The sequence below is a fragment of the Blautia pseudococcoides genome (genome assembly GCF_001689125.2).
Lineage (GTDB): Bacteria > Bacillota > Clostridia > Lachnospirales > Lachnospiraceae > Blautia > Blautia pseudococcoides.
Genome location: NZ_CP015405.2, coordinates 1,510,635 through 1,535,423 on the forward strand (window position 1 = coordinate 1,510,635; position 24,789 = coordinate 1,535,423).

Consider the following 24,789-nt stretch of genomic DNA (forward strand, 5'->3'; position numbering starts at 1 on the left):
TCGCAAATTTGTGGAGGAAAAATAATTTGAAAATTACACATAAAATATTGTCAAAATTCTATGATTTAATAGATGTGTTTTATTTTACATCAAAAGGGGATAATCCTCGAACAGCTATTTTGAACATAATACCAAACAAGAATGTGAAAGTTTTAGATATGTGTTGTGGAACTATGTCAAACGGTATCAGAATAGCAAAGAAAAGAAAAAGGGCTAAGGTTATAGGCATTGACCTTTCTTCCAATATGCTTAATATAGCTAAAGATAAAATAAGAAAGGACAAGGTAAAAAATGCAAGTATCCACAAATGCGATGCGACAAACACTGAATTCGAAAATGAAAAATTTGATTATGTCATAATTGCATTGGTACTTCATGAAATTAAAATGGAACTTGCAAACGCAATGCTAAAGGAAGCGTATAGACTTCTAAAAAACGATGGTGAACTCATTGTTCTTGAATGGGAAAAATCAAGTAGCATTATTAAAAGCATTAAATTTGCACCGATAAAAATACTGGAACCGAAGCCCTTTACAAGTTTTTTTGCATTGGATAAGAAGGAATATTTTTCTGACAATCAATTTGAAATCATACAAAAATATCATTGTGATTATAGTTGTGTATATGAGATGAAAAAGCGGGTGCAGTAAGTTCAGCGGCCATCCCATCATGTGACCCATAGATAAACCATGCTGTTCTTTAACAAATTTACGGACACTTCCTGAATGCCTGACAATTTTGAAACACTTTTTTCAATCCTTGCGGAGCAGGCTGAACAGGGAACCGTCGTTTACCTGGCTTGCGATGGAAATAAAAGCTGATTCCCCTGCGGCTATAAAGGCATTGAAATCAGTTGGCGTCCGTAAAAGCGTTATGCTGACCGGAGATGCCGATGCGGTTGGCAGAATTGAGGTGGGTCAGCAAATCCATGTTCAACCACCGCAGGGTCAAGCTGCACATACGGTTTGTTCATTCTCATTTAATAAAATTACCTCCAGAAATGCAGCCGAGTAATTTTCGTTGATAAAACCACTCGGCTATGTAAAAGTATGAACTAAACACCCTAATGATATATAAAATGGATACCTAGAATTTCCGTCTATACTTACTGAGCTATTTCTGGGGATGCTATAAAAGCAACTCGACCATGAGTTTGTTAAATCGTTCACTCTCACTCCATTGTGGAAAATGACAGGATTTTTCAAACCAAAAGAACTGTTTTTCTGTTTCTAACTGGTCAAAATAACTTTTTGCAAGGGCTGATGATACATGGCTGTCATACCGTCCTTCAACAAATATGATAGGAACCTCATACTTCGTCTGGCTTTCAAAATTGATTTCCATCAACTCCTGCCATAAGTATTGGATTGCCTGTAAACTGCCCTTCTGTCTCCTGATCAGATCAGGAATCGTATAGTATTTTGAAAACAAAAAGGGCTTGACCAAATCATTATAATTCGTTTGTCCATAGAGAGAACCCTTGTGCTTCACAACCTGTCTTGTGACGAAAAGCAAATCGTCTAACCATTTTTCAGAAGAATAGGAACAGTCAATTTTTTCTAACCGTTTCAAATCTTTTTTGTCAGCATGCATAAGTGCATAATCGTAGGCAATTTTAGAAGATTTCTTCATATTCACAACCTGCCCGCAGCCGATATAAGTGTGCACCAGTTCAGGGTGAGCTTGAATAAAAGAAAGTCCCAGGACACTTCCCCATGAATGACCTGCCAGGAATAAAGCGTTTTGATGAAATCGTGCCAGCAGATATTTTATGAGGGTATGAAGGTCTTGCAGGAAAATATTTATGGTTATCTCACCGTCAAATTTATAATAAGACTTTCCTGCTCCACGCTGTTCCCAGATTACAACCGTAAAATGCTTTTCTAATTCCCTGTTATACTTCATGACCAGTGGAAGCGCTGCATCCCCTGGCCCTCCGTGAAGATAAAGAAGCAAAGGGGCATCCTTAACTTCTGCGCGTATGGAAACAAATTGCTGCACGCCATTTATCATAATTTTTTTCTGTTCGTCAATATACATTTCCTTTTTCCTATTTCCATATTGGCACAAATGTAAATTTATTTATTACACCATGCAGTTATGGCTTTCTTTTTTTGGTAACAATTTGACCGACCATTGCCTTGAACGAAACTTGTCAGCCAGAGTATATCAGAGTATATATCATATTAGCCTTTTTCCCAAAGATAAAACAAATTCTATTTTATCTACCTGTTTTTCAAATTTATCAGTTATTCCTGGCAGGATTCCAAGTGGCCTTTAATTGTCATCTTAAACAGCGGATTCTGCATCAGCTGTGGCATATTAACTTTTTCACATACCAGAGGTGCAATCCGTTCCAGATTTTCTCCTGGCATTTCTTTCCTTACGGCTGCGGTGGCAGCCTCCAGCATTCCGATTATGTTTCTGGCCCCAACGATTTTTACCCGCAATTCTTCCCTGGTATATGTTTTGTCCCAGGCCGGGTAAAACGTATGTGCCACTGATAATTCTTCTAATCTCCGTAAACTTTCCAAAGTGCCTTTTTTATCCACATAGATGGGAATATCCCCGGATACTGGAACTGTGTCACCAATAAATGCAGATCCGCCAATGATATAGGAAATCTCATCTGCTGAGTGCCCTGGTGTGCCAAGAACCTGTACTGTAAAATCTTCCCCTAAATCAATGCAGTCCCCATCCGCCACTACACAGTCCACTACGGATGATTTTCCGGCAAGATGATAAAAATTCGGAATCGGCCTTTCCTCAAACTGCAGATCTAAATTTTCAATCCAGCGTCTTTCCCCTGCGCTGGCGTAAATCTTACATTTTGTTTTATTCTGAAAATATGCGGCTGCCCCAATATGATCCGGATGTGCATGTGTCAGAAAGATACCTCTGATATCAGAAACACTTCTCCCGATAGACTGTAAGTAATCTTCAATGATTCCTTCGCTCCCATAAGTCCCGGAATCAATCAGATAGCATCTCTTCCCTTCTATTATATATACATAAACATACCGCTTAATCTGCTCTGTAACGAGAAAATCAACCTTTATCTGGTGAACTTTCACTGCCCTATCTCCTCCTCTATTCCCGGCACGATAATTGCCCTGCTGTCAACACTGTTAACCCGTTTCATCATAATCGCCTTGTATTCTGTGGAAGAAAAGCAACGTTCCAGTGCTGTCTTATCCGGAAACTCGATAACAATGCTTCTCTGCGGGCATCTTCCATCGTTCAGGCTTACCACGGTATTGGTACGGACAAGATACCTCCCTCCGTACTGCTCTACAATAGGTCTAACCCGGGCAATATAATCATTATACTCTCCAAAACCTTCTTCTGATATATAAGTATCCACCATAAAATAATAAGACATCTTTATCTGCCTCCCCCGTTCTCTTTTTGCTGTTGCCTGAAAAATAATAAATTAATATAGATTTCATTTCCGAGAAATTCAAACCTGTAGCCTATAGAAATGCTTTATAATACTTCTTAGCAAAAAGGCTGCCATCGGCACCCCTTCTGCATCCTAGATAATTATTATATCATAAAGAATTCTTATTGTCTAAAATAAAACGACATTAAGGCGAGCCACTTTGCCTGTTGGGGCAGCATACCATAAAAACGATGGCACTCGATGGTGCTGTCCGGCAAACCTATACGCCCTCCGTCAACGATAAGAAAGAGAGGATGATGATATAGGATACAGAAAAAAATGTTCGCTTACGGTTTTGCTGGTGGTGCTTGGTGTTTCTCTGCAGGCTGCACAGCCGTGACTGTCTGCCAACACTGTACTTTTTTGTAAGCCCGCCTGACATAAAAGCTCCGCCTATTTTCTTTTCAGGTGATCTTGCAAGCTTCATTTGAAGTCTGCAAATCGCCTTTCTGCAAACGCATTACAACATCCGCTTGTCTGGCTAACTCGTTGGAATGTGTTACGATAATCACACATTTTCCTATACTATGCGCCGTCTCTTTTAATATTGAAATAATCTCGGCTGCGGTTTCCTCATCCAGATTTCCAGTAGGTTCATCCCCAAGGATGATCTTTGCGTCGCTTGCCAGGGCGCGGGCAATTGCCACACGCTGCTGCTGGCCCCCCGAGAGCTTCATAACATTCCGCTTCGCCTCCTTCTTTGTGAGACCCAGCTGCTCCAAGACAGGAAGAGGCGGGCGTTTTGAAGCCAGAGCCACGTTCTCCATAGGCGTTAAATAATCGATCAGATTGTAACTCTGGAAAATGAACGCCACATTTCTGCGGCGGTGTTGTGCAAGACCCGTCTTCCCAATGTCCTCCCCCTGATACAGTACCTGGCCGCTTACCGGGCTGTCCAGACCACCCAGCAGAGATAGCAGCGTGGTCTTGCCGCATCCTGAAGGGCCAAGGATAGCGTACATTTTTCCCTGCTCCATCTTTGCATTGATGTTCCGCAGCACCTTCTTTTTGTTCTCATATGCATATTCCAGATTTTTCACTTCTATGATGTTCATTTCATTCCTCTCCCTCAGTTCATCTGTGTTAAAATATTTTTAGGCTTCATTTTTAATACCGATTGGGATGCCAGAGTAACCGCAAGGACAGCAATACACCCTCCCAGCAGATAAACCAGAAGCAGGTGAAATCCTGTCACCCGGACTTCAATGTCTTGCGGCGTCACCATATCAGACGTGTCATAAGGGATATATTTCCCTGTAATATCCAGAAATTCCGACCCATCATCAGGTGCTTCTAATTCTATAACCGGCTGTTCTTCTGCAATCTGGTCAAAAAGGAAATCACTTGTCCCCTGTGCAATCATACTGCTTGAAAAGTATGACAGGCCAAACCCCGCCACAGATATCAGCAATGTCTCAGCAATGTACTGCAGAATAATCCCGCCTTTGCTTACGCCAGCAGAAACCAGGATGCCGGTTTCATGAATCCTCTGCTTTACCCTCATATGGAGTATCAGTGCCAAAATTCCAACACTCACAACGCCAATCCCGGTAATAAGTCCTGTAATCATGCTCTGCATCGCTGTCAAAGAAGAAGCGACTGCTTCGTACCCAGAATTATCAACTGTCAGCTTGAAGCAGTCCCAGTCAAGGTCCAGCTTTTGAATCTCCGACACAATATTTTCCATATTTTCTGGGTCGTTCACAAAAAATTCTACGCCATTATCAAACTGCACGGTATCCGTCATCATGATTTCCTGCATAGCATGATGGTCAATAATCAGGCGGTTTCTCTTGTCTGTGGAAGTTGTATTAAATTGTCCGTCATCCACTGTGCTTTTATAAATGCCGATGATTTCCAGTGTCACATCCGGATAACCGCCTGCGTCATAATTGCATTGTACCGTTAAGGTATCACCCAATTTCAGACCGTTTTTTTCTGCAAGGGCTGTGCTGATCAGAACAACATTGTTATCCTCCGGGCTGATATGCCGCCCTTCGATTAGCTGGAAAACACCTCTCTGAAAATATTTGTACTATTCAGAATTTGTTACAGAAGGCAGCCTGCTGTAATCGCTTCTTTCACTGAATTGAATCCCGGAAATAAAAGAGAAATCCCGTGCAAAGACACTTCCGTCCCCGACACCGTTATAAGCATTTATGCCTTCCACCTGCATAATCTTCTCTATCTCATGATCTGTGATCGGAGAACCGGTATAGCCTACCAGCGTACCGCCCGGCGCCTGTTGGTAAGTCCAGTTCCAGCTATTGTCTTCGTCCCGGATCAGATGGATGCTCCCGCCTACGGATTGCCGCAGATTCAAGGCGGACTGTTGGACTGCCGACAGGATGGAAAGCCCGGACAGGACAAAGGTTGACAGGATGGACAGAACAAGAAACAAAATTAAGGTTTTCCCTTTTTTGCGTATGGTATATAAGAATGCACGTTTCCATAAATTCATATGATTTTCCCCCATTAACTCATTTTATATAAAATATTTTTTGGCTGCAATTGAAGAATGGGGCTGGCTGCCGCAACCACTCCCCCAAGGACAAGGATAAGCTCAATGGCATATTGCAGCAGGAGCCTTCCGACCGGAACATATAAGCTGATTATCCCAATTTTGTCCTGCAGAACAGCGCCAATCTGCATTGCCGCCGCATAGGCCAAGGGGCAGGAAATGAGAATTGCCGGGATAAGGATACCGGCTGCCTCCGCCATGAACTGCAGGATGACTTTTCCCTTTGATATCCCAACCGCAAGGAATACGCCAGCCTCATGTTTCCGGTCCCTGATCCGCATTACCAGAAGCAGCAACAGGACGATTGCACTGACGGTAGCTGTCAAAGCAATCAGGATTCCCATAAGACGCCCCATAGATGAAAGCTGATGTGCTATGGCCTCGTACTCTGCCCCATCTGCCTGAAGGAAATAATTCTCCCACTGAATGGAGGAATCCTGTCTGACTTGTGCGATGATAGCATCAAGCCCTGCCGGGTCAGTAACAAAAAAATCAGTCCTGCCAGTGTAAGTATCTGCCTCTCTCCCTGTCAATTCCCAATACACATCATGTCCGGTAAAGATGGTGCCGGCATCAAATTCCATATCCGCGTCGCTTTCATAGATACCGGCAATTTGTAAAGCCACAGCATGAGAGCTGGATTCTTCTACTGCTGAGGTAAGTGGTAAAAAATCGCCAATCGCTAAATCATTTTCTTTGGCTAGTTCCCTGCTGATCAGAGCAGTATCACACTCTTTACCGGTGATGTGATGTCCTTCTGCAAGGGTCAGTGTTCCGTTTGTAAAATTTTGGTTCCAAACGGTTTCCGTATTCGCAGATATGGTTCCATATGGCATACCAGATGGAAAAACAAAGCCTTTGGCATAAACCAACGCCGATTGCTGGGCATTATAGCCTTTTATACCGGCATTGTCAGATATAGCATCAATCATCCCTTGGGGTATTGGGATTAATGAAATGCTGTCCTGTTTCCCGTCAGTACGGTCAAAATCAACTGGATTCCCCATCAGAGTAAAAGATGCCCCTATCGTTTCCCGCAGCCTGACCGCCGCTGCCCGGGTGGCAGACAATACAGAAAAGCTGATTGTAAGGAACGAGGTGAGAATCGAAAAAAGTAAAAACAGGGTCAGGCTTTTCCCTTTTTTATGTATATTAAAAAGGAAAGCCCGTTTCAGGATGTCCAAATAAAATACCTCCTATCTTTTGATGGAGGTATCTTAACAACGCAATATGAATCCTGTATGGGTGGTATGTGGAGCCAGTGTGAAATTATATCTTATTATGCAGCACTGCCGCAGGACATGAGTTACGGAATGCCCTTTTGGTTTAATAATATTTGAAAACTCATTCCGTTTATCATTTCAGATGGCGTAAATCTGTATTCAACATCCATGGACTTTAAAATGGCAGCAACAATATATAAACCTAAGCCATTGCCGCCGTTTGTCCTGTTACGTCCAAAGTCTGTTCTGTAAAATGGCTCAAAAATGTGGGAAAGATGTTCTGGCGATATTGGGGTACACTCATTTTCTATTACGAGTGTTTGTTTCTCTATATAAATGTAAATCATGCCTCCCTGTCTGGTATAGGAGACGGCATTTGCCAAAATGTTAGAAAGTGCTTTTTTAAACATCTCCCTGGGCATCTGCAAAACAAATGAGTTCTCCAGACGGATATCAAACTCCACTCCTCTTGTCTTTGCTATGACCAGATATGGCTCCATGACAGTCAGCAGCGTATCTGCCAAATCCATTTTAGAACACTCCTGTACACCGGCAAATCCAATTTTTAAGGTATCCAGGATGTCTCTGATCATATCCGCAAGCTGTTCCATCAGTCCCTTGCATCTGGCAAGATAAGTGTCACGGTCTTTATACTTACCAACTCCCATCAGCATATTTTCCAGCATGGCGTTGACGGCGGTGACTGGTGTTTTCAATTCATGGGATGCGGCCCGTAGAAAATCTGTCTTCTGAATTTCTGCTTCTTCCACATTTTTAATTTCTCTCTCCAATTCGTGAATGGTCGTCAGCAGATCCCGGTATAACCCGTTTACATTGTCTGCCAGCATGCCAATCTCATCCTGTGTTACATTCATGAAATGAGCCTGCGGTTTCAGCTGCCGCATCTCTTCCGTAGCACTGCAAATCTTCCGGATGGGATTTGTATACATTTTGGAATAAAAGATGGCAAAGAAAACAGAAATGACAGTACAGATCATTGCGGTAAATGGAAGTATCATCAATACAGTACTGACAGCATCCTCAATCTGCTGGCGGGACACAACTGTGTCAATGTGCCCTTTACCATCTGAGAAACTTTGTGCAGCCTGGAAAAAATCAGCCCCGCCTTTTATATTATTAACCAGGGAAATTTGCGAGTCATGGTTATCCTTACGAAACCGGATTGTTGTATCCACCCTGCCATCCTTAGTGGGCGCCGGATTGATTTCCTCACCTAGCAAATTCACCTCATAAGAGAGCGCATCATATTCTACTGTAATATTTGCATTCCACTTACTTGCAAAATCCGTCACAATAGAAAGCCTTTCCTCCGGGGCGGCATCTGTAATTTCCCGGGCCAGAACAGAAACATCTGCTTCCAGATCCTTTTTCTTCTGATGGTCATAGGCCTTTGGCATAAGGAGTATGAAGTCCGTGTACTTGTAGATGTTTTAAAAGCAACCAAAACATCTACGAGAACCGTAAAAATGTTTGAAACAAAAATAAATGAGAATAGATAAAACCGTAGCTTGTAGATCACATAGCCGTGAATTACAATCTACGGTTTTTCTTCACTGAATTTATATCCGACACCCCATACAGTTATAATGTATTGCGGATTGTCTGGGTCTGGCTCTACTTTCTTTCTTAGCTTTCGTATAAATGATGTAAGGTTACTTGAAGCTGGCATATCATCATAGCCCCATACATTTTCATAAAGCTGTTCCTTTGAAAACACTTGCCCTTTATGTAAATACATAAAATATAATAAATCAAATTCCTTTGATGTTAATGTAATTTCTTTTCCGCTTTTATTAACAAATTTTCTTGTAAATGGATTGATATCTAAGTCAATACTTACCCTAGCCATTGTTGGTACAACTGATAATTTTTTAACTAGATATTCAAGGGTTTGATAGTTGACAAATTCTTCATTTTCATTAAAGTCTACAATTAAAATTTTCCCATGTAACCACCTCGGTTATATTAAAAATGACCATCTGCGAAGCAAGAGAGAGCAGGGAAAGCGAGAAGTAATAAACTTTTCGTTTCCCTTTTCTTTTTCTCTGTGTTTTTACTTAGTTGATAATCTGCTCCGCAGGAAGCAATTAAATTCATTTATTAAAGTTTTATCTCTCTTTTGCTATTCTATATTTCATTTCTACGCAATAATTCAATAATCGTTTCACCTTTCGATTTAGAAAAAACAAATAAAGAGGTGGCTACGCAGGTTATGATAATTATTAAAAATAAAAGTAAATTCTTTAATACAGGAAACTCAAACGGAAGGCTATATATATTGAAGTTTGTATATACCATATAGCTCATCGGTATGCCAATTATCAATGAAATGATAATCGACAAAATTGCATAGCATAGACTTTCAAACACTATCATCTTTTTAATTTGCTTTCTTGTCATACCAACACTTTCTAAAATAGCAAATTCCTTAGAACGGTTCTGTATACTTTCGGACATCATGTTTAGGTAATTTGAAATAGCAAGCAGCATGATAATAATTCCAATACTTCCACCTAAAACAGTAATTTGATTTTCAGAATTTTTCATTTCAGAATACCTGTCTAATTTCGAATCTGTAGAAATCAATTCGTTACTCTCCATAAGACCTTTAATTGAGCTTTCTGTGCTTTTAGAAAAAGATTCATCATAATCAATTTTTAACATTTCTATCAATGGTTGTTCTACAATATTCTCGAAAAAATCAGCACTAATAATTAAATCAGGCGTATAACCAGCCGAATAATAGGCAGGATAATTGTCTATGACTGCACCTGTTTTAACTACTTCCTTTTCATTTGGATTTAACGCAGTTGGTATTGAAAATTCAACATTTTTTCCGACGATACCGTTATCACCTTGTGTAAAGGATTTGGAAACAAAAGCAACCTCTCCATTTTTAAACTTTTCCTTATTTAGAGGATTTTTCAAAGTTTTATTTATCTTTTCAAATTCTAAATCATCAATTCCTACAATTCTACAAGTAAAATAAACGTAATCTGGCTGTTTTTTATATAGTTCCATATCCTTTTCATAGTCGCCTGGAGTGTATCTGGAACTATATAATTCTTTATAATATTCACCATAGACATTTTCTTGATATGGTACAACCGCTGTTGCCGATTTTAAAACGCGTACATCCTTTACACCATCTATGGATTTTATTTGTTCAATTAAATCCGAAGTAATGACTTGCTTTTCATTATCAGAAAGTAAAGTTTGATTCAAAAGTCTTAAATCATAATCATAGGTATGATTCAAAATATTTTTTGCATTATTTGCATGAATCACAACATTGATAATTAAGAAAAGCGATACCGCCAAACTGAAAGAACACATAATAATAACAAATTGTTTCTTATCTCGAAACAGATTCATTTTTACCATTGAACGTATATCTCCGCCTGTGCGCTTTTTACTTTTAACTTTGACAGAAGCTGTCCCTATATATTTCATTGCTTCAATAGACGAGCAATTCATGGCTATTTTCACTGGTTTTTGACTGCTAATCATAGTAGTTGCAAATGAAAAAATGGTTGCTAATACGAATACCCACAAAGAAACAGTTTCAACATCACTTGCTGTAATAGCAGGATTGAGAGCATGTAATAATTGTGGAATAACAATTTTTCCAACAATCGCTGAACCAAACAAACCTAAGGGAATTCCTATGACTGCGTTCCACAACATTTGCTTATATATCATTTTTCTGATTTGAACAGAAGTTGTTCCGATTGTTTTAAGCTGTCCAAAATAGCGAATATCTCGATTTACCGAAATATATAATGTGTTGTAGATAAATAAATACCCACTTAAAAAAACAAGACCTAATAAAACTAATAATCCAACAATAGTTTTGATAAAATTAGAAATGGTATCATAATCAGCCACAATAATCTGATTTGCAGATAGTTTAATTTGATTTTGCATTTCTATAATATCATTTTCAGTATATAAAGGGTTTTTTAAAGAAATTTTTAATGTTCCCTGTGTTAAATCTGTTGGAAGAGCACCTGTGGTCTTATAAAAATCTTCTGAAACATAACCTTTGTCTTTGCCAGTATAATCTAAAAACCAGCCACTTAAAACAAATGTTTTTGTAGTATCTTCATTTGTTTGCTTATCAGATAAATTTTGATAAAGTAATGGAAGTTTCATTCCTATTTTGGGATTCTTTATTCCCATAGAATTTAAAGCACTCTTTGATAACATCAATTCATTTTCTTTTGTGGGATAAGTTCCTGTATAATGATCCAAAGCAGGAATTGTTTGCTTTTCCCAACAAATATCATCTAACCAAAATAATTGTACTTTATCTAATTCTCTATCTTGAAACTTTGAGATAATTGCACATTTTACACTAAGTCCTGCATATTCTACATTATCCATTTCTCGCATGATAGATACTTGCTCATCTCTAGGTTCTGTTAATTCAATATCATAATCTACCCCCTGCATTCTTTGCTGTCGTAAAGAAACCGTATCCCAATAACATAGTCCGATAGATATTACTGTACAAAGCAAAAATGTTGTCAAAAAAATTGCTACTATCGTTAATATATTCCTTTTTCTATTTGCCTTATATGTTGTTTTGGCAAGGTCATTTATTACTTTTTTATTATCGACTTTGAGCATTTTACTCACCGCCTTTCACAATTTTCCCATCTTCGATACGGATAATTCTATCTGCCTGTTGAGCAATTTCTTCATTATGGGTAATCATTACAATCGTTTGTCCCAGATTTTGACTTGAAACTTTTATCAACCCTAAAACATCTTGACTTGTTCGACTATCAAGATTACCTGTTGGCTCATCCGTAAACTGGTGCCCCTCTCCCTCATCCTTTGAAAACACTGGGCTTAACGGTATACACACTTGTGCATCTAATACAAAAATAGTAGTCTCTAAATCCAATCAATATAAAAGCCAGCACTTTCGCCTAATAAATATCAAGTGCTGACTTTTAAATATACTTTTTAATATTTGAATCCAAAGAATCTATTTGCATCTTCATGCTCTCTATCAAACTCTGCAACAACCATACCTTGACTTTTAAAGTATTTCAAATCCTTAGCATCTATTTCTGATTTATTTAATGTTATAAAATATTGACCGACTCCTTTTTCTTTTAAATATTCATCTACATATTTAATAACTTTTGCTTTTGCATCAAAATTAGGTTTACAGTAAGAACCATCATGAATTAGAAATTGACAACCCGTATTCAAATCAACTCTATTAAGGAATAAGGCCAAGTCAAACATATTGATTTTCATATATAAACGACCATGAGAATTTTCATCTGCAATTTGACAAGTGATCTTAATCCTACCTGTTGTTGATTTTTTTTTCACATCATTCTCGTAAGCGTAAGTCAAATCGCCACTTTCTCCATAAGCACTTTCTGTTAGCGCATTAAAGTGAGCCTCAATATTTTTCACATTATCCTCATAAGAATTATATTCCTGCTCATATTGAAGTGTTTTTTCTAATATTTCCTTTCCCTTACGATTTAAATCCTTTGTTAATTTATTTATCTCATTATACTTTTCAATTTTCATTTTCACATCTGCCAATTTTTGATATTCTATATTGAGTTGTTCATTAATGTTATGTATATCATCTACTAATTGTGTGTTCTGAAATATTTTTGTACTTTCTGCAATTATCCTCTGCAGTTCTTTTTTCTTTTTCTGCAAATTCTCCAATTCTTCTTCCAGCTTATCTATTCTGCTTTGAAAATAGTCTCCTCTGTTTTCAAGCATATAAGAAAAGAATTTTTCCATATCATCATAATTCTTTTCTAAATCTTTCGGAAAATATTTTAATATTTGTTCATAATACGACTGTAAATCAACTAATTCACACATCTTTTTATGTCTTTGCTTTAATCCCTCTATGTTTTGCTTGAATTGCCTTTTACTATATTCCTTTTTAAAAATTTGTGATTCTATATTTTTTAATTTCTGCTTAGCTAAAATATATTTTTCTTCATCATAATCAATTTTATCGCTTACATTAATAGAATCCAACATATTTTTCATTCTATTAATTTCTGCTTCCAACTTAATTTTTTCACTCTTTAGTTTACTTATATCTTTGGCTATTGTCCTTATGATTTTTATTTCTGTTTGTAATGCCGCCTGTTCATTTTTAAGTTTATTAATATCAACCTCATAATTAACCGGCAATAATGATAGAAAATTCAAACATTGACTATTCTGAATTGCTTTTCGTCTTGTTAATGTAATATCACCAAATCCTTGCTTTTCATCTCTAATTAAATATTCCCGTATTGACTGAAATGAAGGAGTATCTTCACTATTTAAGGTACCAAAAACAAGCGACTGAATCTTCATGCGATAACTATTTATGTCATAAATATTCCATCCCTTTATATCCATAACTACTTGTTCGGATATATATCCATTCTCATCATCAATAATTTGTCTTGCTAAATATTGTATTTTGTTACCAGTATCAATTTTAAGAACTATTAGAATGTCTCTATTGGCCAATTCTTCTTTATGTTGGAAATCTTCTGGCATTTTTTCTCCAAGAATCATACGGATAGCATCAACCATTGCTGTTTTTCCCACACCATTAGAGTCTTTTTTAGCCACTCCTAAAATTATATTCAAACCAGTATCATTAAACACATATTTGCTAAGTACCTTTTTTTCTTTTAGTGATATTACATAAAGTTCTTTTAAAATCATACTATTTTACCACCAGTTTAATTTTTTTATTATTGACCTTAATTTTCCCAATTCCAAAAAGAAATAGCATTGCTAAATAGATGCTCATCTCAATATTAACACTTATCTCAGAAAAATATTTTTTTTCATACTGCTCAACTAATTTCCCGAATTCTTTCTCATTTCCTTTTAATAGCTCAATAATATTATTAGAAATGTACAAGATGTTCTCATCGACTGATGAATATTTATTCACCTTAAAATATTCCATATTTCCTCCTAAATTTTATCATTAAATATATCACATTCATAAATAGACCAATATACTAAAATTTTGAAATATGTTTTTAAAATTGAATTTGAATAAGAAAATTTCTCTTTATATAACTGAAAGATATTTTCTACAATTAATTCAATAATTTCATTGCCATTTGTAACTTTCCCACACACTTTGTTATATTCAGATATAATTATATTTGGAATACTTTCACGTTCTATTTGTGTTAATAGTGCGCTTTCCATAATTTCATCAATCACAGGAAAATATCTACATAATGAATGATACTGCTTTTCTACACTCTTATTACATTTCATATTAGAAAATTTTTCAAATACATCTTTAGGATTTATATTAATATCAGATATACCTTTATGATTTAACTGTTCATGAAATTTCATCATAAATCTTCGAAACTCATCCTCATCGACATCTTCATCTTCAATAAATGTATTCTCGTCTTTTTTAAATCTTCCAAGATCTATTTCAATTTCACCCGAAACCGCTCTGCGTCCATCCATGCCTCCCATATTCCAGCATTCTTCGTTAACTAGCCATTTGTAAGATGTTAATTTGCCCTTTTTACTATGCATATCTAGTTCACCTATCATAAATGCAACCGTAGCATAGTTGTCAACACGTCCACTACCACATTGAAAAGTCGGTATTGTTCGGCCACCACTTAAATCGTAGTCATATGCCCCTTTATGCAAATGACCACATATATAAAAATCAATGTTATAATCATTAAAATTATTCCATATCTTTTCCTGATTTCCTTCCATAAAACAGGAAATAGGATGATGACCAACTGCTATGTTCACACACCTCTCTTGATCTTTTAATTGTTTTATTTCATCGAAGAATAAATTTTTCTCTAACACTAGTTTTCCTTCATCCTGGTCTGTGCCAGCAGTAAATGCAGTATTCATCAAAAATATGTTGTATTCTCCTCTTTTCACTACTTTATATATAAAATTCCCACTTTTCCCTTTAATTTTCTGATAAAATGTATTATATTTTTTAAAATCCTTTTCCAATTGATTAATTAATTCTTTTTCAAATTTTGAATTCTCGGCTCTAATCCCTTCTAGAAAAAACGTTCTCATTTGTGTTCTTTTTAAATCATGGTTTCCAGGTACCATAAACAGGTCATTTGGGGTTATACCTGAAATATTTATAACTGACTCCACAAACTTTTTTAAGTTTGCATCATAAGAACCACATTGATAAACTAAATCTTCAGAAATCACAACAAAATCCACTTTATTTTTTCCCAGTAAATCTCCTAACTTTGTAACTAAGCTATCTCGCATCCTCTTAATTTCATAATCCTCGGCATTAGAAAAATGTATATCCGAAAAATGTAACCATCTTAATGTATCCATGACGTCCTCCCAAAAAGATTCTAGAACTATTATAATATCTTTTTCTTCTTTTGAATACATTTTTAGGCAATTATTTACATTTTTTCTATCACAAGGTAAACTATTTGACACATTTCAAACACACTTTTCCCTTTCGCAACATCTAACGAATATTAACAGCCTCTTGTCATAATCTATTGCTCCGTTAAAAATTCTTCAAAATATTCAATTCTTTCTTATTTAATATCTTATGAAGCCTTTCATTTTGCTTTTTCAATTCTGCATTCTCACGCTGCAGCCGGACAATCTCCTCCTCCAGCAGCATGATTCTATTATCCATCGCCATATCCAGGACTGCTCTTCTTCTATCCACCATCCCGGCCTGCTGTTCCATTGCCCAATCTATTGCTTTCCTTACCGTAGGATTCTTGTAAAAAAATCCTCTGGAAAGCCCTGTGCTTTTCATCAGTCTCGGAATCGTAACTTTCTCTTCGTCATCCAGCATCTCCTGAATAGCTTGTTTCGCCCGGTTTATCTTGTCTTCGCTGCTTTTTCTGTTTTTCTCAATCATTTTGTCGTACTTGTTCATATTCTTCACCCCAGCCGTCCAAATTCTGTTCTATCATCCGGCTTTTCTGTTTTCTTATTTCCCATGTCTCTTCTGCAATAATCTGGAGACTCATCTTCCGGTAATACTTTACGTTTTTAACTGTTTTATGTCCTAATAGCCTCGCTATAGTCCTATCATCCAGATGCATCTCTGTCAGTTTGATTCCGTAATAATGCCGGAACATGTGTGTTCCAAATCCGAATAAGTCTCCTTTATCATCCCTCAGATCTTCTTTCTGGATGAGCCTCATAACCTTTTCCTGAATCGAATTATATTTCTTCGGTCTTTTTGGATTTTTATCATCCACAAATATGTATGCCGTTTTACCATAATGTTCTTCCGTATATCGAATCGCCTGTTTGATCAGCACCTCCACTTCTGCACTGATTGGTTTTACATATGTGTTTGTCTTCATCTGCTGAATCCGTATCATGGGATGGCCGTTCTGTTCATATAAGCAGTTTGTCATCAATGTCAGAGTGTCCGAAATCCGTGTTCCCAGCATCTGGTGTATGACCATCAGCCGGCATGTCTGTTCATCCAGTTTCACAAGGACTGCGTTCAGCCTTTTTAATTCTGAATCCGAGTAAGATTTGATGACTGTTTTTGTCATTCTGGGTATATCCGTATTTAGTACCAGGGACTCCAGATGTTCATAGCGATAAATCTTTCCTATCGTTTCCAGGAGCGCCCGCAGCCTTGTCAGATCCGCTTTAAAGTTATTCACTCCTGTATCCTCTGTCTGTAGCTGAATCAGATATTCTTCAAAAACCTCCCTGTTGATTTCCCTGCAGGACTCAATCTCTGGATATTCTTCTTTCAAATATTTAGACAGCCGTCTTATGGCAGTAAGTTCTTTCGTGATACTGGATAGTGCTTCCTGCTGTAAATGTAAAAAAACCGCTTTCTTTACTTCTTCCCTGATGTCCTGCTGTATAATCTTTGTAAAATTAAGTGTTTGAAAATTCTTAACCAGATTTTCCCTGTAAGAAATATTCAGTTTGCTTAATTCCCATATATCCTTTTCTGTCTCATCACGATAATCCTCTTCTTCCATAAAATGATAAATCATTCTAAAATATATGATAGGTGCGGAAGGGAGCGTCTTAATGCTTCCATATGCAGTCATACTTTGTACGGTTATTGCCTGCCCATGGTTCAAAAGCCAAGCACGAAGCTGCCGGAGCCATGTCTCCTGTTCCTTTTCATGGAGGCTCTCTGCCTGAATCCGCTTGTCTTTGAAAAACTGGCATATCCGGTCATATAAGTATCTTTCTTTAATCAAAGTGCTGATAGATTTTGTTTCACACCTTGCTGTTAAAAAACTGTAAAACTCCTTTTTCAAACCTTTTGTCGGCAAGAGTTCTAAATCGAAGCTAACATCTTCTCTGACCATTTTCTTTTGGTTTTCTGGTGCCCGTTTATAACATTTTAAATCCTGTAGGTATATTTTATTTTTCATGCTCTGCTCCCTTCATCAACTCGGCCGCAAGGCTGCGCTCAGGATCATTAAAATATTCTTCACTAGCTTTTTCTAATCTCTTTGGCATATAATCAATGTATTGTCTGGTCATCTCTTCGTAATCATGTCCTAAATAATCCCGCACCGCCTGTATGGATATACCATTATCATAATATTCTGTAGCCAGCGTATGCCTGTAATCATGAGACTTAAAAATGTATTCCCCATTTGCTATCTTGTTTTCCTCACAGTGTTTTAGCATCTGGCTCCGAAATGTCGCATATAAGAATGCACCCCCATTTCTGTTTTTAAACAGGTATTCTTGCGGCTTTATCTGATATTTTTGTATGTAGACCTGCATCAGCTTATACAGAGTGTGAGGAATTGGAACCCGTTTATAATTCTTCATTTTAATCTGATAAACCTTTATCCAGGCATCCCCATCTTTCCATTCGTAGGCTTTTCCTTCTAATGTACATATCTCGCTGATTCTAAGCCCCACGCCCCATAAATGCAGAAACATAAGTCTCAAATGCTCCGGAAAATATTTCAGCTTCGACAGGATTTCTTCATATACTGTATCTTCCACACTCCTGTCATGATGCATTGGAATGACTTTCTTCAAATAATATTCGTGCTGGAAAGGAATCTGCTTTACATATCCTTTTACCAAAAGGAAATTATAAAACTGCAGAATATTAAAAATCTGCCCATTAAAATTCCTACTATGTATATCCTTGTTCTGGAGTATTTTAAAATATTCTTCAATTTTACTTTTTTCAAGTCTGTATATCGGTTCTGTTTCTCTATTAAAATATTCCAGAAAACTGCGGATACACAAAAATTTTGTTAATATCGTGCTAACTGATAAATCCGTGATTCCCAATAGGTACCGTGCATACTTCTTGAATAGTTTTTGATTATCCTCCTGAGTAACTTCCCTGAAAGAAAGACTTTCTACTGGTTTACTCTGATTCACTCTCTCTTTTGAAAGATGAAACCGTTCTAAAAACCAGACTGCGGAATTCCAGTTTATTTTATCTCCTTGTAGGAAAAGCACTTTTCTGCTTATCTCCACAATTCCAAAGGCATACGCTTCTTTTTTCCCGTCCAGCAATTCATGCAGCTTTTTGCGAAAGGAATCCTCCTCTTCCAGAGTTAACTTTTCTATATCTGTAATTTTTCTGTGTATACAGAAATCATACAGTTTTTCCAAAGCACACAATCTCTCTGTTCGTTCCCATTTTTTATATGTCACAAGAATATAATTCAGGATTGTAAAAACTTGTCTCTTCATCATTTCGGAACAAGATTTCGTAAAATCCCATATTAAACCTTCTTGTTTTCGGTGCCTGGCAAATTGTTCTGCTATCTCTAATTTGGGATAATAAGGAAGGAAAAGAAGCTGGTTTTCATACCGCAATTCATATTTCCGTTTTCCTGCCATAGTCTGTTGTTCTTCCCACATAGCGTGCCGTTTGATTTTGTCAAACGCATGCAGACATGAAGCATGCTTCTGTATGGTTTCATTTTGTTTTAGATATTTTTCATAAGCTTGTCTAAGTGAAAAATTTATATCAGCAATATGCCAGACTTCATATTCTATCAGAAATTGTTTCACTCGGTTTCTAAAATTACTTATCACATGCGTACAGGCATTGATTTCTTCTTCCAGCTGGCGGTACTGTATTTCTCTGTCTTCCTGCGGCTCTACTAACCTTAAGCCATAGGCGGTCATCTCACCACCTCCGTTTAAATTAGTTTCTCAATACCATATAACTCAGAATGCTGCTCATAGAATTTGTCACTTGCCTCTATGAGTCTGTCATCTATAATTTTCAGGTATTTGATTGTCGTATCCAGGTGTTTGTGACCAAGAGCTTGGCTGATCATTTCCAGCTGCCAGCCTGCTTCCCATCGCATATTTGCAAAATACCGTCTCAGCATATGAGGTGTAATCCGGATTCCGGTTTTCTTTTCCATGCGTTTAAACATGCAGTATACCGCATCCACCTTTAGTGCCTGCCCTTTCGTATCACCGGAAATGTTGATGAACAGCATCTGCTGGTATTGGAGCAGTTCACGGTACTTGGCGAGGTAGCACATTAGAAACTGGAAGGTTGCATCACTGACCTTTGCTCTGCGGTATTCCGCATTTTTCGCTCTTGCTCCATTATCATTGTCATCCCGGAAATAAATCCTTATAGTATGCCTTTGGTAATCGATATCCTTCGTGTAATCTACACCAAGTATTTCCCCTATCCGGTACCCGGTTTCTGAAATCAGCATGACCAGTATCTGATCCCGGATATTGGTACATGCCTTTAAAATTTCCACAATTTCATCATGTTCGGCAGCCCTGACCTTCCGTTCTTCCTCTTTTAAATAACCTTTAAATGACCGGAAACGCATCTCTTTCTGCACTCCTACTGCATTCGGTGTAAAAAAAGAATCGTAGTAAAGAACTTTAAGTCCCGTCTGTATTTGGCATTCCTTCTCTACAAAAGAATAGAACCTGAACACATCCTTTAGGTATGCATTGCAGGTTCCATTATGGGGAATCCTTATGTCATTTTCATCTTTATGTTTTCCAGCTTTCAGCCATTTCAGGAAATTTATAAAATGCTCATTCTGATCTTCGTACTCCAGTTCGTAGACCTGTTCAATATCCAATCCGGTTTCCAGCAGATATTCCAAATAGAAGGAAATCGCAAACGCATATCTTCTGACCGTATTTGGAGACTGGTTCGCCTTGATCTTGTGCGCCAGATATTTGGAAGGGAGCAGTACCATTTCCATGGTGATACAGTCACGAATAAAATAATATTTTATTTTTCCGTCCTGCATGCTTTGTACAGTATATCGCTTCATGCTCTTTCCCTTCCTTTCCTCTAACGTCATACACAGTATACCCAACTCATGCCAACATATCTATTCACAAATACCAACAATCCGGGCAAAATCCCCTCTGAAATACCACCAAACATTTTCCTCTGTTTTGTCCTGCTTTACAGCAGAACCAACAGTCCCCATGCGCCGGTTTTACATATAATATTCAGTCCCTTTCCTGCTGCGGATAAACTGTTCTATATCCTCTATGGATTTTGCCATCCTACATTCCGGCAGCGCGCTTAAGACATCCTTATGGTACCTGCCTCCTGCCACTGCACGGGTATCCAAAATCGACACCACGCAGGTATCCTGCTCTGTCCGGATGGCTCGTCCAAATCCCTGCCGCAGTTTCTTCTGCATATCCGGCACGATGTTCTCCTGAATATATTCCTCCAAATGCTCATACTGTTCTTTCTCCGCTTCCCTTACCGGATCCGGAACAGCAAAGGGCAGTTTTACCATAATCAGGGAGGACACCATGTCTCCCGGAAAATCCACGCCCTCCCAGCAGGAGCCGGCTGAGAACAGAACCGCATTCTCCAATGATTTAAACCGATGAATCTCTTCCTGTGAATGCCTCCAGACCTCAATGAGCGGGAACGGCAGGCTGTCCCGAAGCTGCTGGCACACGCTTCCCATCAAGGAATAGGAGGTAAACAGCACCAGCGTATGCCCATAGGTGGCGCCAATCAGCCTTTGGATATGGTCTGCTATCATATGTACCTCCCCCAGGCTTCCCTTTCTCATCGGTTTTAATGTCTGGGGCAGATATAACAGGCAGTTTTCCTTATAATGAAACGGGGACTCCGCCACATACTCTTTTACTTTAGATTCCCCCGTCAACCCTGTCACCTGCCGGGTCCTCTCAAATCCATTTCCGGCCTTTAAAGTCCCGCTGGTTAATATAGACGGAAGCCTCTGGCTCCACAGTGTCTCCTGTAAGCGCTTGGGAATCCTGCGGCTGATGGCACAAAAGACGGGAAACTGGTTTCTGCCTTCCTTCCAGTATAAAATGTAGTGGGGATCCTGATTGGCGAAGGCAGCCAGTACCTTTTCTGCTTCTCCCAGCCGGTTTATAAGCCACCGGGAAGTGCCTCCCGTTAGTTCCTGCTGGATCTGCCGGATTTGTGAAAGGCAGTTTTTAAGCGCCTCTCTCTGCTGTACGGAAAGTGATGCGCTATGTCCATCCGGTTCTGTTGTTTCCGCTTGGTTTCGGAAAACTTCCAAAAAAGCATGATAAGCCTCCCGCAATCTCTTTGCCTGTTTTCTCCGGAATTCTTTTTCGAGAAACCTTCCGATCTCCTCAATATCCTCAACACCCAATGTCTTCCCATACATCTGTCTTGCGGCCTCTGGTAACTGGTGCGCCTCATCCACAACTAATGCCCGGTAATCCGCAAGCAGCGCCTTATAGTCCTTTGCTCTGTGCAAGGCGTCTGCGAGAAGATAATTATGGTTGCAGATCTGGAAAAAGACATCCCTGCTCTTGGCTCTTTTCAAATATTGTTGATAACGGCATCCGTTCCGTCCCGGACAATCTGACGGGCAGAATTTGGGGACGCATACCTGCCTGCGGTCAAAGCCGCTCAGTCCATGGACAGCATCCATGTCGCAGATATCCTTTAATTTTAGAACTGCCTGTTTTTGAAGCGCATTCTTCTGCTTATGCCCGATCGCCTGCAGCCGGGATTCCAGCCTTCTGTCACACACGAAATGCTCTTTTCCCTTCCGCAGCACTGCCTGGATCGGCTGCTGTATCATCCCTGACTCCTGCATTACCTTAGATAAAAAGGGCAGGTACTCCTGCATAATGGCCTTCTGTAGAGCAATGCTGGATGTGGATATAGTCACTGGCCTGTGGTCGCAGACTGAAAAATGACCGAGGGCAGATGCATACTTCCTCCAAATGACGCTGGCTGTCAGATAAGCATAGGTCTTGCCAATCCCTACCCCGGCATCACACAGTGCGATCTTATTTCCCAGCAGGGTGTCCAGCATTTGGTGGCTTAGCTGTATCTGTGCCTCCCGGACACATAAGCCATGCTTTGGGAGAATGTCCCTGAAAACTTTTTCTATCTCCCCGTGGGCTTTCTTTTCATATTCTTTTCGATAAAACATACTCTCATCCTTCTCTATCCGCATGAAGTTGATACCACATCAATGCGGCCATGGTTCCCCACAGCCGCATGTATCTGATATCAACCACACACTTTCATTGATTTCTAAATTTAAAATGATTCTGGCTCCGTATTTGACCCCGCTCCCCCGGAAACCTTCCACAACTTTGTGGCGGGAACATTACAGGCAGACATCCGGCCTGATGTCATTCGCAAATTTTCAAAGGGTCTTGCTGATTACAACCCAATGTCCATCCTCTGCTCTTTGGCAGGTAAACGTATCATTATCCCCCGCTTATGATCATGGCGGAAAGCCAGCCACGGCTCTCTTGCAGATATAAGGACTCGCTCGAAACGAAACCGCCCCATACCAGCTGGCAGGGAGATAATTTCAAAAAGAAAATCTCTCCTGCGTTTTCCAGCCGGAAATATCTCCCGGTCGGAATGCTGGTGTGGCTGCTGGTCCCATCTGTCCTGGCGCTTACTCTGCCACGCTACTACTTACGGGAACGTACCTGTAATGCTGGTATGAAGTTGTCAAAGAACAAAAGAGGCTAGAATACCCCTTACATTAAATAGAGCCGTTTAATTTGTCTCTTTTTATTCATCTTCCAGAATTTTTTTTATTTTTTTCTTCAGGCGGTTCATTCTTGTATAGAGTGTCTGTTCCGGAGTCACTGTCATTTCTGCAATCTCCTTTATCTGATATCCCATCATCTTAAACAGGATAATCTGAAGCGTGCTCTTATCCGCATCCAGCAGAGTATGTAGCAACCGCCGATCTTCTACGCAGTTCAACAATCCGCCTATATCATCAATGTCTGGTTCAGCCATTTCTCTCTCTGGCAGATCAGCCTCTCCAAGCAGCATGGCTGTATGCTCAAAGTACCGCCTCTCTGCCTTAAAATCCTCCCAGTCGGATTTCCGTAAATTTTTAATCATATCTTCTGAAACACCAGCCTCCCTCAGTTGACTTTCTTCTTTTTCCTTCCACTTCTTCCATGCATATTCTGCTTTTGCTTTGTTATAAGCCATCCTTTCTACCTCCGATTTGAATTTTTTAGAAATCAAATCGAAGTAGGTGGTGGCCTTGCTTTTGCTTCCCCAATGATGTAATGTATATAGGTGTCTGATTTTGTCGACAAAAAAAGTGCCTTAAATTCTTCTCGAATCCCGGCACTATATGGTCCACTAAAAGGCCTTTGCTTTTTTCTTTCGTCTGGCATTTCTGCAAATAAACTGCTCCTTTGTAACTAGGATTCTCCCCCCCTTTTTCACACAATAGAGTAGTATACAAAATGCACCTGTCATTTTATGGTTGACAGCCAGTTATACTGCGGTCACTTTTCGCAAATTATGACAAAAAAGAAACAGCAGGCTACTTTTTATAGTCATCTGCTGTTTCATCCGCTATTATTTTGATTTAAACGAAAGCAATACCCGGTTTTGGGAATACTTTGTTTAATATTGCCCGCCTCAGGTTCAAGTTCGTTTAGTTTTTTTCTAATCCGCTTAATAAGACATCAAAGCACGTTATCTGTATTACCATGCGGATAACCGCCCCAGAATACCTGATAGATCTGTTCAAACGTGTAGACCCGTCCCGGTGTTGAAGCGATCAGGTATAGGAAATCATATTCGTATCTGGAAAGGTTTAACTCTTTTTCTTTCCAATATGCTTTCCGGAACACATAATTCATGGTTAGACCGCTTTCCTGTATATTCTGGACAGGCCTGCGCACAAGCGCATAGATCTGTGCCTGCAATTCTCCATCGGCTGTGGATTTTGTCATGGCTATATCTGCCCCTGCTTCTATACATAACATTTTTTCCTCAATCTTCTCCGATGCTAATACAAGTATCAGTAATCTTCTAAATTTACGTATCGTTTTTATAGTACCATATGTAAATTTCATATCCTGTATCATATCCACAATGGTCAACTCATAGGAAAACATAGTTAAGTGGAACAGCCCGTCTTGCATACATTTTGTCCAGTAAGTATTTGCAAAGTTTTCAGTTAGTGTAAATATCCTGCTTTTAATTGAAGTTTCTTTGGAAATCAAAAGTATATTATACTTCATATGTATTCCTCCTGCTAATTGCACAAAAGCGGTTCATACCGTTTCAAGTATAAACCGCTAAATATGAAACTACTCAT

Annotated in this window: 22 protein-coding genes and 2 pseudogenes; 1 reads left to right on the plus strand and 23 read right to left on the minus strand. The window is 38.8% G+C overall.

The window, feature by feature from the left end; all coding sequences use genetic code 11:
* The first annotated feature begins 26 nt into the window (after nt 1–26).
* On the plus strand, nt 27–650 hold the full coding sequence (locus tag A4V09_RS07075) for a class I SAM-dependent methyltransferase (RefSeq protein ID WP_065541730.1): 624 nt from the start codon (nt 27–29) through the stop codon (nt 648–650).
* A 17-nt stretch (nt 651–667) separates the two neighbouring features.
* Here A4V09_RS07075 and A4V09_RS26365 read toward each other — a convergent pair.
* The 23 genes and pseudogenes from A4V09_RS26365 to A4V09_RS07200 form a co-directional block, all read right to left on the minus strand.
* Nucleotides 668–766, minus strand: a pseudogene (locus tag A4V09_RS26365) (cation transporter); the annotation flags it as partial.
* Nucleotides 767–1,128: 362 nt separating this feature from the next.
* Nucleotides 1,129–2,040, minus strand: coding sequence for an alpha/beta fold hydrolase (locus tag A4V09_RS07090; protein ID WP_065541732.1), 912 nt, complete (start codon nt 2,038–2,040; stop codon nt 1,129–1,131).
* Nucleotides 2,041–2,249: 209 nt separating this feature from the next.
* Nucleotides 2,250–3,074, minus strand: a complete 825-nt coding sequence (locus A4V09_RS07095) for an MBL fold metallo-hydrolase (RefSeq protein WP_065541733.1) — start codon at nt 3,072–3,074, stop codon at nt 2,250–2,252.
* Nucleotides 3,071–3,382 (minus strand): DUF1330 domain-containing protein, encoded by a 312-nt coding sequence (locus A4V09_RS07100; RefSeq protein ID WP_065541734.1) that lies wholly within the window; start codon nt 3,380–3,382, stop codon nt 3,071–3,073. The genes A4V09_RS07095 and A4V09_RS07100 overlap by 4 nt, the downstream gene beginning before the upstream one ends.
* 464 nt (nt 3,383–3,846) lie before the next feature.
* On the minus strand, nt 3,847–4,497 hold the full coding sequence (locus tag A4V09_RS07105; protein ID WP_065541735.1) for an ATP-binding cassette domain-containing protein: 651 nt from the start codon (nt 4,495–4,497) through the stop codon (nt 3,847–3,849).
* A gap of 14 nt (nt 4,498–4,511) precedes the next feature.
* Nucleotides 4,512–5,129 carry an ABC transporter permease gene (locus A4V09_RS07110; protein ID WP_330396571.1) on the minus strand — a complete coding sequence of 206 codons (618 nt, stop codon included), beginning with the start codon at nt 5,127–5,129 and terminating at the stop codon, nt 4,512–4,514.
* A pseudogene (locus tag A4V09_RS25910) lies at nt 5,112–5,459 on the minus strand (ABC transporter permease); the annotation flags it as partial. The gene A4V09_RS07110 and the pseudogene A4V09_RS25910, both read right to left, overlap by 18 nt.
* Nucleotides 5,460–5,477: 18 nt before the next feature.
* Nucleotides 5,478–5,903, minus strand: coding sequence for a hypothetical protein (locus A4V09_RS07115; RefSeq protein WP_065541737.1), 426 nt, complete (start codon nt 5,901–5,903; stop codon nt 5,478–5,480).
* A gap of 14 nt (nt 5,904–5,917) precedes the next feature.
* Nucleotides 5,918–7,147, minus strand: a complete 1,230-nt coding sequence (locus tag A4V09_RS07120) for an ABC transporter permease (RefSeq protein ID WP_065541738.1) — start codon at nt 7,145–7,147, stop codon at nt 5,918–5,920.
* A gap of 122 nt (nt 7,148–7,269) precedes the next feature.
* Complete coding sequence (locus A4V09_RS07125; RefSeq protein WP_065541739.1) at nt 7,270–8,604, minus strand: sensor histidine kinase; 1,335 nt, start codon at nt 8,602–8,604, stop codon at nt 7,270–7,272.
* Nucleotides 8,605–8,744: 140 nt separating this feature from the next.
* The gene (locus A4V09_RS07135) at nt 8,745–9,056 is read right to left on the minus strand and encodes a winged helix-turn-helix domain-containing protein (protein WP_198168575.1); all 312 of its coding nucleotides are present in this window, start codon (nt 9,054–9,056) and stop codon (nt 8,745–8,747) included.
* 278 nt (nt 9,057–9,334) lie between these two features.
* Nucleotides 9,335–11,839, minus strand: coding sequence for an ABC transporter permease (locus A4V09_RS07140; RefSeq protein WP_065541741.1), 2,505 nt, complete (start codon nt 11,837–11,839; stop codon nt 9,335–9,337).
* A gap of 1 nt (nt 11,840) precedes the next feature.
* Nucleotides 11,841–12,119: an ATP-binding cassette domain-containing protein gene (locus A4V09_RS26370; protein ID WP_242964010.1), complete on the minus strand. Its 279-nt coding sequence runs from the start codon at nt 12,117–12,119 to the stop codon at nt 11,841–11,843.
* A 62-nt stretch (nt 12,120–12,181) separates the two neighbouring features.
* A complete protein-coding gene (locus A4V09_RS07150) occupies nt 12,182–13,924 on the minus strand; it encodes a DUF2326 domain-containing protein (protein WP_065541742.1) in 1,743 nt (580 codons plus the stop codon).
* 1 nt (nt 13,925) lies between these two features.
* Nucleotides 13,926–14,174, minus strand: coding sequence for a hypothetical protein (locus A4V09_RS07155; protein ID WP_065541743.1), 249 nt, complete (start codon nt 14,172–14,174; stop codon nt 13,926–13,928).
* A gap of 8 nt (nt 14,175–14,182) precedes the next feature.
* Nucleotides 14,183–15,568, minus strand: coding sequence for a metallophosphoesterase family protein (locus tag A4V09_RS07160; RefSeq protein WP_065541744.1), 1,386 nt, complete (start codon nt 15,566–15,568; stop codon nt 14,183–14,185).
* 184 nt (nt 15,569–15,752) lie between these two features.
* Entirely contained in the window at nt 15,753–16,136 is a 384-nt protein-coding gene (locus A4V09_RS07165) for a DUF6262 family protein (RefSeq protein WP_065541745.1), read from the minus strand.
* A complete protein-coding gene (locus A4V09_RS07170; protein WP_065541746.1) occupies nt 16,111–17,619 on the minus strand; it encodes a tyrosine-type recombinase/integrase in 1,509 nt (502 codons plus the stop codon). Before A4V09_RS07170 ends, A4V09_RS07165 begins: the two co-directional genes overlap by 26 nt.
* Complete coding sequence (locus A4V09_RS07175) at nt 17,609–19,357, minus strand: tyrosine-type recombinase/integrase (RefSeq protein WP_065541747.1); 1,749 nt, start codon at nt 19,355–19,357, stop codon at nt 17,609–17,611. Before A4V09_RS07175 ends, A4V09_RS07170 begins: the two co-directional genes overlap by 11 nt.
* Nucleotides 19,358–19,371: 14 nt before the next feature.
* Nucleotides 19,372–20,490, minus strand: coding sequence for a tyrosine-type recombinase/integrase (locus tag A4V09_RS07180; protein ID WP_065541748.1), 1,119 nt, complete (start codon nt 20,488–20,490; stop codon nt 19,372–19,374).
* A 171-nt stretch (nt 20,491–20,661) separates the two neighbouring features.
* Complete coding sequence (locus tag A4V09_RS07185) at nt 20,662–22,629, minus strand: ATP-dependent DNA helicase (RefSeq protein WP_065541749.1); 1,968 nt, start codon at nt 22,627–22,629, stop codon at nt 20,662–20,664.
* 599 nt (nt 22,630–23,228) lie between these two features.
* On the minus strand, nt 23,229–23,663 hold the full coding sequence (locus A4V09_RS07195; protein WP_065541751.1) for a LuxR family transcriptional regulator: 435 nt from the start codon (nt 23,661–23,663) through the stop codon (nt 23,229–23,231).
* Nucleotides 23,664–24,151: 488 nt separating this feature from the next.
* Nucleotides 24,152–24,712 (minus strand): response regulator transcription factor, encoded by a 561-nt coding sequence (locus tag A4V09_RS07200; protein WP_065541752.1) that lies wholly within the window; start codon nt 24,710–24,712, stop codon nt 24,152–24,154.
* Nucleotides 24,713–24,789: the final 77 nt, after the last annotated feature.